The sequence below is a fragment of the Glycomyces xiaoerkulensis genome (assembly GCF_002798405.1).
GTDB lineage: Bacteria > Actinomycetota > Actinomycetes > Mycobacteriales > Micromonosporaceae > Glycomyces > Glycomyces xiaoerkulensis.
Genome location: NZ_PGGV01000037.1, coordinates 16,446 through 29,028 on the forward strand (window position 1 = coordinate 16,446; position 12,583 = coordinate 29,028).

Genomic DNA, 12,583 nt, shown 5'->3' on the forward strand with positions numbered 1-12,583 from the left:
CCGGGTCACTCGACGACCGGCGGCTCGCCCATGAACGGCCGGACCTCGAGCCACTCGTGCAGCGGCTTGCCGTCCTTGCCGGGGGCCGACGACAGGTACGCGGCGGCCTCGTAGGCCCGCTCCTTGGAGTCGACGTCGATGACCATCCACCCGGCGATGAGGTCTTTGGACTCGGCGAACGGGCCGTCGGTGACCGGCGGCCTGCCCTCGCCGTCGTAGCGGACGAACTCGCCTTCGGGGGCGAGCGCCTGCCCGTCCACGAACTCGCCGCGTTCGCGCAGGTCGTCGGCGACTTTGCCCATGAACTCGATGTGGGCCGAGATCTCCTCGGGGGTCCACTGGTCCATCTGGGTCTCGGCGTTCGGGTGCGGCTGCGGGCCGCCGCGGTAGTGCTTGAGCAACAGGTATTTGGCCATGGTTCCATCCTCCGTTCTCGGGCGGCGGCTCTTGCCGCCGACACTCCTGTGACGGAGCCGGGCCGCGGTTTTCGACATCGACCGGCGCCCGATCTCCGGTTTCTTCGGAGCATCGGTATGGCGGGGTAGCGTTAGCCTCGGCTCGTGACCGTGAAACGAGTCCTGATCGCATGGCTGCTCTCCCTGGCCGCCGTATCGGCCCTGGTGCCGGTGCTTTCGCTCGCGGATGTGGCCTGGTCGGTGCTCTCCGACTATGGCTCCCGGTGGCTCGTCGGTGCCGCCGTCGCGGCGGCCGTGCAGCTCATGGCGTTGGCATCGAGCGGTCGGGGCCGCGACGACGCCTCGGGAATGCTGGAAGGGTGACCGGAACATGGGCCGGTGGAAGCGAAATCGCCTCATCGTCATGGGCGTTGTCGCCGCCGTAGTCGTGGCCGGCGGCGTGTACCTGGTGGCCGACCGTCTCGGTTACGACGAGCAGATCGAAGGACCGAACAGCGCTTACCCGGAGGCCCTCGGCAGTACGGCACCGGAAGACCTGTCGAACGTGGTCGCACTCGCGAACGATCCCCGCATCGTCGACGGCCTCCGCGTCGAAAGGGTCGACTTCGATCAGGACGACTACACCGAGGACCTCGGCGTCGCCGCCTTCGATCTGCGCACCGGCGAAGAGTACTGGAGCTACCGGCGGGAGAGCGCCGATCTGTCCCGGTTGACCGTGGCGGACGGCCAGGTCTACGCGCTGTGGAGCGATGGCCTGCTGGTTCGATTCGATCCGAGGACCGCCGAGCCGACATGGCATGCCGAGTCGGACGACACCGACGGGGTCCGATACCTCCGGGCGACCGACGAGACCGTCGCGGTCGTCGGCGAATCGAACGTGACCGGCTTCCGGGCCTCGGACGGCGAGCGGGCGTGGTCGACCTCCCTACCCGGGGACTGCGGCTTGAACAGGGCCTTGGCGACCGGCGGCGCGATCGTGGTGAAGCGGGGCTGCGGAAACGACGGCGACCGGGTGACCCTCGTCGGTCCGGACGGCGAGCCGACCGGCGTCGACTCGGGGGACGTGACCTACCTGGTGCGGTTCGGCGAGGGTCGGTTCGGGGTCTCCGACCTGTTCGGCGAGACCGTTGTCTACTCGGCCGACTCGGGTGAACGGGTCGCCACGGTGCCGCCGGCCGGTGATGCCTTCGCCTCGTACCACGACGGCGACGGGGAGCTGCTGGTCGCCGACAGTCCGGACGCCACCGAGGAAGGCGATATCGCTTACATGGCCTGGGATGTCGCCGACAACAGTGAACTGTGGTCGGTCGCCACCGACGGGACCTGGATGGCCCAGGGGCGTCCGTGGCTGGTCGACGGCCGCGTCTACGCGCTGCGCCGCGACATCGGCGATGCGACGACGCGGGAACTGGTCGCCTACGACGCCGCGGACGGAACCGAACTCGCCGCCGCCACGATCGACCTTGACGAGCATCTGACGCTGACCGAATACGACCGCGACTCCTTCAGCTACAGCTCCGACGTATGGGTCACAGTCTCGAACGCCGCGGACGGAACGATCACCGTCACCATCGCCGCCCCCTTCCCCGGCCGGGGAACGAGCGGCCACTGCGGCGAGCGGTGCAGTCGCGTGTACGCCGCGCCCTGACGGGCGGCGCCCCACGGCCCGGGCCCGAAGTCCCTGCGCCGCCGGGTGATCACGGGGATCGACGAAGTTGTATCGACACGGTCTCGACGCTGGACTTCAGGGGGGTCGGTGGGCCAAGATGAGGCAATGTGCCCCCGTACGACCGATCTAGCCGTCGCTCTGGAGGACCCGTGCATCCAGTGATCGGCTACCTCGTCGCCGTGGGGCTGTTCGCCATCGGGCTGTACGGGGTGCTCACCAGACGCAACGCCGTGATGCAGTTGGCCGCGGCCGAGTTGATGCTCGGCGGCGTCCACCTGGTGCTGGCCACCACCGATGCGGTCCAGGACGCCTACACCGGGCAGAGTTTCGCGCTGTTCATCGTGGTGATCGCCGCCGCCGAGGTCGGGGTCGGGCTGGCGCTGGTGCTGAACCTGTGGCGTTCGCGGGCGACGATCGACACCGACGGTCTGCCCGAGGACCTCGGGGAAGAACGGACGGGTCGGCGATTATGGGGGCCTTCGCCTGGGCGCTGGTCGCGCTGCCCGCGGCGGCCGGACTGGCCGGTCTGGCCGTCCGGCGGCGCGAACTCGCGGTCTGGGCGGCGGTGGGCGCCCCGGCCGGGGCGCTGGTCTGCGCGGTGGTCGCGGCGTTCACCGGTCCGGCGGTGTCCTACACGATCGCCGACTTCGGGTCGGTGCGGGTCGAGGCCGCGCTGGAGGTGCCGCCGGCCGCCGGGGCGGTGGCCGTGGCGACCGCCCTGGTGTCGACGCTGGTGCAGTTGTACTCGGTCGCCTATCTGCGCGACGATCCGCGCTACGTGCCGTTCGCGGCGCAGGTGAACCTGTTCTGCGCCGCGATGCTGCTGGTGGTCGCCGCCGACGACCTGGTGTTCCTGCTCATCGGGTGGGAGGTGATGGGGGCGTGCTCGTATCTGCTCATCGCCCACTACGCGAAGCTGCCGTCGGCCCCGGGGGCGGCCGCGAAGGCGTTCCTGGTGACGCGGTTCGGCGACGTCGGCTTCGTGGTCGGGGTGATGCTGCTGGGCGCGGCGGCCGGGACGTTCCGCATCGGCGAGCTCGGCGAGGTCGGCCCGGGTGTCGCGGCGGCGTCGATGCTGCTGATCCTGTTCGGCTGCATCGGCAAGTCGGCGCAGTTCCCGCTGCAGGTCTGGCTGCCGCCGGCGATGGCCGGGCCGACGCCGGTCAGCGCGCTCATCCACGCCGCCACCATGGTCGCGGCCGGGGCGTACGTGCTGACCCGGCTGCTGCCGGTCTGGCCGTCCGAGCTGCTGCCGGTCGTGGCCGTGGTCGCGGCGGTGACGATGGTCGGGGCGGGGCTGTGCGCATTCGCCGCCGCCGACGTCAAGGGCGTCCTGGCGTGGTCGACGGTCAGCCAGGTCGGGTTCATGTTCGCCGCCGTCGCGGTCGCCGCCGGAGACACGGCCCTGTTCCACCTGCTGTCGCACGCCGCGTTCAAGGCGCTGCTGTTCCTGGCCGCCGGGGTCGTGATCGCGCTGGCCGCCACCGACGGGGCGCTGAGCACGACCCGGATCAGGCCGTCGGCCTCGCCGCTGGTGTTCTGGTCGATGACGGTCGGCCTCGCCTCGATGGTGGGCCTGCCGCCGCTGGGCGGGTTCTTCTCCAAGGAGGCGGTCCTCGGGGCCGCCTATGAGGCCGGGACGAGCGCGGGCGTGGTGGTGTTCTGGGCCGGGGTGGTCGCGAGCATCCTCACCGCCGCCTACGCGGGCCGGCTGTGGCTGCTGCTGTTCTGGCGCGGCGGGCCGAAGGAGCGGCGGACCGCGCCCCGCCCCGAAGCGGCAGCACTGTGGACCCTGCTGGCCGGGACCGCCACGATCGGCGCGGTCTACTTCACCGGGCCGCTGCACGTCCCCGAACTGCACCTCGATCTGATGGCGCTGATGCTGATGGCGACCGTCGCCGGGCTCTACGTGGTCGGCGACTCCTGGTGGCGCGACCGCGCCCGCGACCCCGACCGCCTCCTCGGCTCCACAAAGCACGCATTCGCCGCCGGGCTCGGCGGCGACGCGTTCGCCACCGCCGCGGCCCGGCGGACCGCGCAGGCCGCCACCGGCGCGGCCCGGCTGCTCGACGAGCGGCTGGTCGACCGCGCCGCCGTCGAAGGCACGGCGCGCGCGGCCGTCCTCGCCGCCCGCCGGACCGCGACCGGACACCGCGGCGGGCTGGTCACCTACCTGCGGCTCAGCATCGCCGGGACGCTCCTGCTCGCCGTCGTCGCGATCGGGGTGAACCTGTGGGCCTGATCCTCATCGCCGCCGTCGCGCTGCCCTTCGCCGGGGCGGCGCTCACGTGGTGGCTGCGGCGCAGCGGCATCGGCGTCGCCGCCGCGGCACTGGCCCTGGTCGCGGTCGCGGTGCTGCCGGCCGGCCGGGACGAGCGGTGGTGGCACGCGGTCGAGTTCGCGTGGGCGCCGCTCATCCGGCTCGACTTCGCGCTCGCGGTCGACGGCGTCTCCTGGCCGCTGGCACTCCTGACGGCCCTCCTGGGCCTCCTGTGCTGCCTCCACAATGCCCGGACCGGCTCGCCGGTGCTCACCGCCCTGCTGCTGGCCGTCCAAGGGGCCTCGACGGCGGTGTTCCTGGCCGACAACCTGGTGCTGTTCTTCATCGCCTTCGAGGCGGTCCTGCTGCCGATGTGGGCGGTGATCCACCGCTACGGCGACGAGGCGACCAGGCGGCACGCGGCGGGCAAGTTCGCGCTGTTCACCGTCGCCGGGTCCCTGCTGATGGCGACCGGCCTGTTCGCCGCCGTCGCCGACACCGGCACCGCCGGACTCGGCGACGTCATCGCCGCCGGCGGCGTGAGCGAACCGGTGTCGCTGGCCGTGTTCGTCCTGCTGGCCATCGGCTTCGCCGTCAAGGCGCCGCTGTGGCCGCTCCACTCCTGGCTGCCCGACGCCCACACCGCCGCGCCCACGGTCGGCTCGGTGCTGCTCGCCGGAGTGCTGCTCAAGCTCGGCACCTACGGCCTCATCCGCGTCGCCGGCGGCATCGCCCCCGACGGCGCCGCCGAGGCCGCGCCCGTCATCGCCGCGCTCGCCGCGGTCGGCATCATCGTCGCCGGACTGGTCTGCCTGGCCCAACCCGAGATCAAGCGGCTCATCGCCTACTCCTCGGTGGCGCACATGGGGTTCGTGGTCCTCGCCTTCGCCACCGGCACCGAGGCCGGCGTCAGGGCGGCGCTGTTCGCCAACCTCGCGCACGGACTGATCACCCCGCTGCTGTTCTTCCTCGCCGGCGCGCTCAAAACCCGCACCCGCACCGGGCAACTGGCCGAACTCGGCGGGCTCCGCACCGCTGCCCCCGCGCTGGCCGGAATGCTCGGCTTCGCCGCCCTCGCCTCGCTCGGACTGCCGGGGCTGGCCGGGTTCTGGGGCGAGGCGTTCACCGTCTACGCCGCCGCCGACCGCGGTGGCGCCTGGATCGCGCTCGCCGCCATCGCCGCGCTCGGCGCGTTCCTGACCGCCGCCTACCTGCTGCGGATGCTTAAACACGTCAGCCACGGACCGCAGGCCGCGGCCGTCGAGGGCATCCCCGGCGCCACCGCCGGCGAACTGGCCGTCTGGTCGCCGCTGGCGGCCGCAGTGCTCGCGCTCGGCCTGGCGCCGGGGCCGCTGCTCGACCTGCTGGCGACGGGGGTGCTGTAAATGGCGGCACAGACGATCGACCACGCCGCGCTGCTGCCGCTCTACCTGGCGGCCGCGACCGCCGCGGTCGCGCTGTTCGCCGGGCGCGCCGCCCGAGCGGTGCTCACGGCCGGGCTGAGCGCCTCCGGCGCCGCGGCGCTCTGGCTGCTGGCCGGCCCCACCCGAGCGACCTTCGCGGTCGGTGAACGGCACTCCTTCGTCGCCGACGACGCCGCCATGGGCCTGGCGGCCCTGTTCGCCGGGCTCACCGTCCTGGTCGCCGCCGTCAGCGGACGGCGGTCGGCCGAGTACTGCTTCCTGCTGGCCGTCTCGGCCGCCGGCGGCATCACGCTGGCCGCCGGCCGCGACCTCATCACCCTCCTCGTCGCCGTCGAGACCCTCACCGTGCCGCTGTACGTGCTGGTCGCCAAGCCCGGACGCACCGGCGCCGAAGCCGGCGTGACGTTCCTGATCGCCTCCATCGCCTCCTCGGCCACCGCCCTCATGGGCGCGGCCCTGCTGTACGCCGCCTCCGGGTCGGTCCACCTCGCCGGGCTCGGCGCGCTCGCCGACGGCCACCCCGGGCTCGCCGCGGCCGGGACGGCGCTCCTGCTCGGCGGCCTCGGATTCAAACTCGCCGCCGCCCCCCTCCACGCCTGGGCGCCGCTCGTCCTCGAACGCGCCCCGCTCCCGATCGCCGCCTACCTGGCCAGTGCCTCCAAGCTCGGCGGCGCGGTCGCCGTCATCTGGGTCGTCCACTTCGGCCTCGCCGAGGGCGCCGGGGCCGCGGCCGGGATCGTCCTGGCCGTCCTCGCGGTCGCCTCCATCGCGGTCGGCAACCTCGGCGCGCTCGCCCAGCGCCGCACCGTCGGGCTCCTGGCCTGGTCCGGCATCGCACACGCCGGGTACCTCCTCGCCCCGCTCGGCGCCCTGAGCGCCGCCGCCGGGCGCGACGACGCGGCCGGGGCGGCCTCGGCAGCGCTCGCCTACGCGGTGTTCTTCGTGCTCCTGGAGGCCGGGGCGTTCGCCTCGCTCACCGCCGTCCGCGAGCGCGACGGCGGCGCGATCGCCGACCTCGGCGGGCTGTGGCGGACCGCGCCCGGCGCCGCCACCGTCTTCCTCATCGCCGTGATCGGCCTAGCCGGGTTGCCGCCGGCCCTGGCCGGGACCTTCGCGAAGGTCGCCGTCCTCGAATGGCTCGCCTCCGCGGCGGTGTGGCTGGCCGTGGTCGTGGTCGCCGGGGCGGTGGTCGGCCTCGCCTACTACCTGAGGCTGGCCCGCACCGTGCTGCTCGGGCGGGGCGCGGTCTCCCGGCGCCGCTTCGGCCTGGCGGTGCTGGCGGCGGGCGCAGCGCTGGCCGCGGTCAGCCTCGCGCCGCAACTCGTGCTCGAATTCACGTCGCTTTCCCGGTAGCAGCCCAGTTGAGCGCGGAATACTGGTGGGTATCAGCGCGTTGCGCCCACTAAAAACGGGAGACTGACTCACGATGAAGCACCGGAACGGCCTCAAGACCGCGGTTCTGCTCGGCGCGCTCTCGGCACTGGTCATCGCGATCGGCTACGCCTGGGCCGGATCGACCGGCATCGTCATCGCCGCCGTCTTCGCGGTCGGCATGAACGCCTACGCCTACTTCAACTCCGACAAGCTCGCACTGCGGTCCATGCAAGCCCGCCCCGTCAACGAGGCCCAGGCGCCGCAGTTGTACGCGACCGTCCGGGAACTGTCGCAGCGGGCCGGGAAGCCGATGCCGCGGCTCTACGTCGCCCCGACCATGCAGCCCAACGCGTTCGCGACCGGCCGCAACCCCGAGAACGCCGCCGTGGCGGTCACCGACGGGATCATGCGGATCCTCACCCCCGCCGAGCTGCGCGCGGTCATCGGGCACGAGCTGTCGCACGTCTACAACCGCGACATCCTCATCTCCTCGGTCGCCGGGGCGCTGGCGGGCATCATCACCGCGCTGGCGAACCTGGCCTGGTTCCTGCCGTTCTTCGGCGGCGGCCGCAACGGGCCCAACCCGCTGGTGCTGCTGCTGACGATGCTGCTGGGGCCGCTCGCGGCCGGGCTGATCCGCATGGCGGTGAGCCGGTCGCGGGAGTACGAGGCCGACGCCGACGGCGCGCGCCTGACCGGGGATCCGCTGGCGCTGGCGAGCGCGCTGCAGAAGATCTCCCGGGGCGTCGACGCGATGCCGGCGCGGTCGGACAGCCCCCTGGCCTCGGAGGCGCACCTCATGATCGAGTCGCCGCTGCGCGGCGGCCTGTCGGGCCTGTTCTCGACCCACCCGCCGACCGAGCAGCGGGTGGCGCGCCTGCGCGAGATCGCCCGCGGCGTGGGGCGTTAGTACACGCTGCCGCCGATGTCCTTGATGCCGTTCCTGACATCGAGCAGGTACACGAGCGCGGCGCAGAGGGCGATGAGCCCGAACAGGCCGAGGCGGCCGAAGCCGCCGAAGATCAGCGCCAGGCCGAAGCTGATGACCAGCAGGCCGAGCCAGGTGCCTTTGGTGAGGGTGCCGATGGCGTTGAACGCCTCGGGCTTCTGCACCGCGCAGTGGACCGACGCGATCAGCGACAGCAGTGCGGCCCCGTAGCCGATGACCATCCACACGACGGCGCGGATCTCGAACACAAAGGCGGCTTCGATCTCTGGCATGACTCCAGCCTACTAGGAGGGACTCGAGAGCCGGTCGGCTCGGCTCCTACTATTTGCCGAGCTTGCGACGCTGCACACGGGTCTTGCGCAGCAGCTTGCGGTGCTTCTTCTTGGCCATGCGCTTGCGTCGCTTCTTGATGACCGAGCCCATAGAGCTTCCTTACCGGTAGAACTTCGATGATTCAGAGCGCGACAAGCCTAACGCGGACTCGGGCGCGCTCCGATGCCGGGATTGCGAAAGCGCAGGCCCCGTCACAGCTCACGCGCGACGGGGCCTGCGGCCGGGATGCGGGGCTACTCCTCGTTCTGGAGCGCCTCGGAAAGGTAGGTCTTGACAGCGCTCTCGGGAACGCGGAACGAGCGCCCCACCCGCACGGCCGCGATGTCACCGCTGTGGACGAGCCGGTACACGGTCATCTTCGACACGCGCATCAGGTCGGCCACTTCCGTCACCGTCAAGAATTTGACCTCATCGAGGAGGTCCCCGGGTTCGCTCATGGTCTCACCGTTCTGTCGAGGGCTTTTTCGAGGACGTGGGGTTGTGTGATGTGTTAGGAGGTGCGGTGGACGCGAATGCCCATATGAACCGAAACAGCTCGGTCGTCACTGTCCGTGACGTTGATGTCTTTCGATTGGGATGTTGCTCATGTTACGGCAGTCCGCCCCACCCGGCAACAGCCGGTCTAAGGCGGTCTGGGCGATGAAAGACGTAATCTCCGCCATTATGTCGGCGTAGTTCTCCCCGTATACGTCGTCAGCCGCCCTCGCCACCGGCTCGCCGTCTCGGGCGGTGAGGCCGAACCACTCCGAGAACGATTCCAACCCGTAAGTGTCGATCATGTAGTGGACGGCGAGAAAGGCGCACCCGTACTTTCCGGACCCGGCGGTGGTGTCGTCGTCCTCCTCGGGCGGAACGAGCTCGTCGGCGCAGCCGCCGTCGGCGACGTGGTTCTCCAGATCCCATGAGCGGTCGTAGTCGTCGAGCGGCTTGTCGCCGTGGTCGATGTACTCGGCGATGCCCTCGACCATCCACCAGGTGTCGTTGGAGTAGTTCTCCGACTGCGCTCCCCAGAGGGTGACCGCATGGCCCAGCTCGTGCCGGATGACGCTGGTCAGGTCGTAGCCCCAGCCGGTGCGGTCGACGTTCATGACCGTGGCGTACGTCGACGGCCGCCGCTCGTCGCCGACGGTGCCCTCCAGCGGCAGCGCGAACCCGACCACGTCGTCGCCGTCGAACATCCCGCCGAACCACTCGTCGAAGTGGTCGTTGGTGGCGATGTAGACGACGTAGCGGTCGGGCTCCTCCCACAGTGCCCACTCGTCGGCGTTGGCGGCCGCGTCCTCGGCGACCTCCAGGGCGTCGTCGAGCCGGTCGCTCATGTCCAGCGGGGCGGCCACGACGGTGCGGTCGCCCACGACGGCGGCCAGGTCCTCCACCTCCCACGGGTGCGGTCCCTCCATGCCCTCGGACGTGCCGGTCTCGACCATGACCAGGCTGTCGTCGCCGGCCCGCCAGGTGGTGTCGAAGACCACATCGGCCGGATCGCATTCGGCGGCCGGTTCGACGAAGCAGTGGGTGACCACGACGGTGAGCTCGTACAGCGGCACCGCGCCGGAGTCGTTCTCGATCGGCCCGGTGGCGATCTTGTAGTCGAAGCGGCTGACCTGCATCGCCCGCAGCGACTCGTAGCGGCCGGTCATCTCCTCGTGCAGGGTCGGCTCGAACGCCGCCAGCCAGCCCTCCAGGCTGCCGTCCAACAGCGACTCGGCGTGGGCGTCGAGCACCAGTTGCGTCTGCTCGCGCAGGTAGGCCAGGACCTCGTGCTCGGGCGCGTCGGGTCCGGGGCTGGGCAGGAGGCCCTCGCCGGGCATGACCGGGGCGCCGGAGATGGTGCCGGTCTCGGCCGACGGCGCCGCCGGCCGCCAGCCGTTGGCCACGCCGCCGCCCGCGACCGCCGCGGCGGTCAGGACCAGCACCATGAGGATGGTCCCCCACCGGGAGCGCCGGCGCTGCGGGCGCGGCGCGTACGGGACGTAGGGGCCGGGCCGGTACGGGTTCGGCGGCGGGGCCATCCGGACCGGCGGGCCGGGGGCTTCCGAGGGCTCGGGCCGGGGCCGCTGTCCGGGCACGCGGGGCGCCGGGTCCGCCTCCGCACCGGGCCGGTGCGCAGACGGCTCCGGGGGAAAGTCCTCAGGGGCTTGAGTCACCCTCGCAACTGTAATCGTTGAACGCCAACCTCGCGACTCGCGACCTGGGGCGGATAACCGCGTCACCGGCCCCTCGGACGCGCGCAGGCGTCAGGACCTGCTCCACAGTGACCGGGCGAACACCGCCACGTTGGCGGGCCGCTCGGCCATGCGGCGCATCAGGTAGCCGTACCACTGATCACCGTAGGGCACGTAGACGCGCATCCGGTGGCCCTCGGCCGCCAGGCGGAGCTGCTCGAGCGGGCGGATGCCGTACAGCATCTGGAACTCGAAGTCGCCCGGCTCCCGGTCGAACCAGCGGGCGCGGTCGACGGCGATCTCGACCAGGCGCGGGTCGTGCGTGGCCAGCATCGGGTAGCCCTCGCCTGCCATCAGGGCGTTGACGCAGCGCACGTACGAGCGGTCGACGTCGAGCTTGCGCTGATAGGCGACCGGCTCGGGCTCCTTGTAGGCGCCCTTGCACAGGCGGATGCGCGAACCGGGCCCGGCCAGGGCCTTGCAGTCGTCCTCGGTGCGGCGCAGGTAGGCCTGCAGCACCGCCCCGGTGTCGGGGAAGTCCCCGCGGAGGCGCTCGACGATCTCCAGGGTCGAATCGGTGACGGTGTGGTCCTCCATGTCGATGGTGACCGTGGTCCCCGACTCGCCGGCGGCCGCGCAGATCGCGCGGGCGCGGTCGTAGGCCAGTTCGGGGTCGATCCGCTGGCCCAGGGCCGAGAGTTTGACGCTGACCTCGGTGGTCTCCGACAGGCCGTCGGCCCGGAGGGCGGCCAGCAGGTCGAGGTACTCGTCCCGGGTGGCGTCGGCCTGATCGACGACGACCGTGTCCTCGCCCAGGTAGTCGAGCGTGGCGAGCAGTCCGTCGGAGGCCAGGGCGCGGGCCGCCGCGACCGCGTCGGCGGTGGCCTCCCCGGCGACGTAGCGGCGCACGAGCGACCGGCTGACCGGGGCGGTACCTACGAGCTGCTCGATCTTCGATGACCGGGCGGCGGCGAGTATGACTGAACGCAGCATGTTTGCAGCGTAGCCTCCCGCGGTTCAATATCCGGTCACGGTGACATAACGCGTGGATCGAGACATTAAAAAGAAAGCGCTTGAGCCGCTTGTGACAACTGTTTCAAAGGTTATCGCCAGTTGATTCCTGGGAAGTGGCGACTGAGGGGAAGGGCCGCTCAGGCGTCGAACCCCTCGCGGGCGAAGCGGAGCGACTCGGCCAGGTCCGCCGACCGGCGGGTGCGGTTGCCGGACTTGCGCGTGGAGACCTCGACGGTGACGGTGCCGCTCCAGCCGGAGGCGGCGAGCTTGCCGAGCAGCTCCGCGCACGGCTGGGTGCCGCGGCCGGGCACCATGTGGGAGTCCGAACCGGGAGCGGTGCCGTCGCACAGATGGACGTGGCGCAGGCCCTCCCCCATCCGCTCGGCCATGGCCAGCGCGTCGGCCCCCGCGGCGGCGCAGTGGGACAGGTCCAGGGTGTAGGCCCCGTAGCCGTGGCGGGTCGGGTCCCAGTGCGGGCTGTAGGGCACCAGCTTCCGGCGGCCGACCTTGAGCGGGAACATGTTCTCCACGGCGATGGCCACCCTCGGGTAGCGGGCCTCGAGGCTGGCGAGCACGGCGGAGAACTTGCGGGCGTAGTCGCGCTGCCAGGAGAACGGCGGATGGATGACCACGACCGGCGCGCCCAGGTGATCGGCGGCCTGGACCGAGCGGCGCAGCCGCGTCCAGGGATCGGGGCTCCACACCCGCTGGGTGACCAGGAGGCACGGGGCGTGGACGGCGCCGATCCTGACCCCGTAGTGGCGCGAGAGGCTCGCGGCCGCCGCGGGGTCCTGCGATATGCGGTCGGTGAAGACCATCAGCTCGACGCCGTCGTAGCCGAGATCGGCCGCCAGTTCGAATCCCACCGCGGTGGGTTCGGGGTACACGGAGGTGGTCGAGAGCAGGACCGGGACGGACTGGGTCACGACACCAGGGTACGCCGCGCCGCGCGTCGGGATTGACACAGCGCCGCCGCGGG

Annotated in this window: 13 protein-coding genes and 1 pseudogene; 7 read left to right on the forward strand and 7 right to left on the reverse strand. The window is 71.7% G+C overall.

Annotation, left to right across the window (positions count from 1 at the left end; all coding sequences use genetic code 11):
* Positions 1-5: 5 nt before the first annotated feature.
* Complete coding sequence (locus CUT39_RS16585; protein ID WP_100448579.1) at positions 6-416, reverse strand: YciI family protein; 411 nt, start codon at positions 414-416, stop codon at positions 6-8.
* 144 nt (positions 417-560) lie between these two features.
* Here CUT39_RS16585 and CUT39_RS20495 point away from each other — a divergent pair, with 144 nt between their 5' ends.
* The 7 genes and pseudogenes from CUT39_RS20495 (at position 561) to htpX (ending at position 8,053) form a co-directional block, all read left to right on the forward strand.
* Positions 561-779 (forward strand): hypothetical protein, encoded by a 219-nt coding sequence (locus CUT39_RS20495; RefSeq protein ID WP_157930763.1) that lies wholly within the window; start codon positions 561-563, stop codon positions 777-779.
* A gap of 40 nt (positions 780-819) precedes the next feature.
* Positions 820-2,064: an outer membrane protein assembly factor BamB family protein gene (locus tag CUT39_RS16590; RefSeq protein ID WP_157930764.1), complete on the forward strand. Its 1,245-nt coding sequence runs from the start codon at positions 820-822 to the stop codon at positions 2,062-2,064.
* 200 nt (positions 2,065-2,264) lie between these two features.
* Positions 2,265-2,504: pseudogene (nuoK, locus tag CUT39_RS21325) on the forward strand (NADH-quinone oxidoreductase subunit NuoK); the annotation flags it as partial.
* Between the two features lie 50 nt (positions 2,505-2,554).
* On the forward strand, positions 2,555-4,327 hold the full coding sequence (locus tag CUT39_RS16600; RefSeq protein WP_198587217.1) for an NADH-quinone oxidoreductase subunit 5 family protein: 1,773 nt from the start codon (positions 2,555-2,557) through the stop codon (positions 4,325-4,327).
* A complete protein-coding gene (locus tag CUT39_RS16605; protein WP_100448583.1) occupies positions 4,318-5,730 on the forward strand; it encodes a complex I subunit 4 family protein in 1,413 nt (470 codons plus the stop codon). The genes CUT39_RS16600 and CUT39_RS16605 overlap by 10 nt, the downstream gene beginning before the upstream one ends.
* Positions 5,731-7,122 (forward strand): proton-conducting transporter transmembrane domain-containing protein, encoded by a 1,392-nt coding sequence (locus tag CUT39_RS16610; RefSeq protein WP_100448584.1) that lies wholly within the window; start codon positions 5,731-5,733, stop codon positions 7,120-7,122. It abuts the gene before it with no gap.
* Between the two features lie 73 nt (positions 7,123-7,195).
* On the forward strand, positions 7,196-8,053 hold the full coding sequence (htpX, locus tag CUT39_RS16615; RefSeq protein ID WP_100448585.1) for a zinc metalloprotease HtpX: 858 nt from the start codon (positions 7,196-7,198) through the stop codon (positions 8,051-8,053).
* Here the strand turns inward: htpX and CUT39_RS16620 are convergent.
* The 6 genes from CUT39_RS16620 to CUT39_RS16645 all read right to left on the reverse strand — a co-directional run bounded on the left by CUT39_RS16620 (position 8,050) and on the right by CUT39_RS16645 (position 12,530).
* The gene (locus tag CUT39_RS16620) at positions 8,050-8,364 is read right to left on the reverse strand and encodes a DUF2516 family protein (RefSeq protein WP_100448586.1); all 315 of its coding nucleotides are present in this window, start codon (positions 8,362-8,364) and stop codon (positions 8,050-8,052) included. The genes htpX and CUT39_RS16620 overlap by 4 nt on opposite strands.
* Before the next feature lie 49 nt (positions 8,365-8,413).
* Positions 8,414-8,515 carry a 30S ribosomal protein bS22 gene (locus CUT39_RS16625; protein ID WP_081687713.1) on the reverse strand — a complete coding sequence of 34 codons (102 nt, stop codon included), beginning with the start codon at positions 8,513-8,515 and terminating at the stop codon, positions 8,414-8,416.
* Between the two features lie 143 nt (positions 8,516-8,658).
* Positions 8,659-8,862: a helix-turn-helix domain-containing protein gene (locus CUT39_RS16630; RefSeq protein WP_100448587.1), complete on the reverse strand. Its 204-nt coding sequence runs from the start codon at positions 8,860-8,862 to the stop codon at positions 8,659-8,661.
* Between the two features lie 105 nt (positions 8,863-8,967).
* Positions 8,968-10,572, reverse strand: coding sequence for a hypothetical protein (locus tag CUT39_RS16635; RefSeq protein ID WP_157930766.1), 1,605 nt, complete (start codon positions 10,570-10,572; stop codon positions 8,968-8,970).
* Between the two features lie 90 nt (positions 10,573-10,662).
* The gene (locus tag CUT39_RS16640) at positions 10,663-11,583 is read right to left on the reverse strand and encodes a proline dehydrogenase family protein (protein ID WP_100448589.1); all 921 of its coding nucleotides are present in this window, start codon (positions 11,581-11,583) and stop codon (positions 10,663-10,665) included.
* 158 nt (positions 11,584-11,741) lie between these two features.
* Positions 11,742-12,530, reverse strand: a complete 789-nt coding sequence (locus CUT39_RS16645) for a sugar phosphate isomerase/epimerase family protein (RefSeq protein ID WP_100448590.1) — start codon at positions 12,528-12,530, stop codon at positions 11,742-11,744.
* Positions 12,531-12,583: the final 53 nt, after the last annotated feature.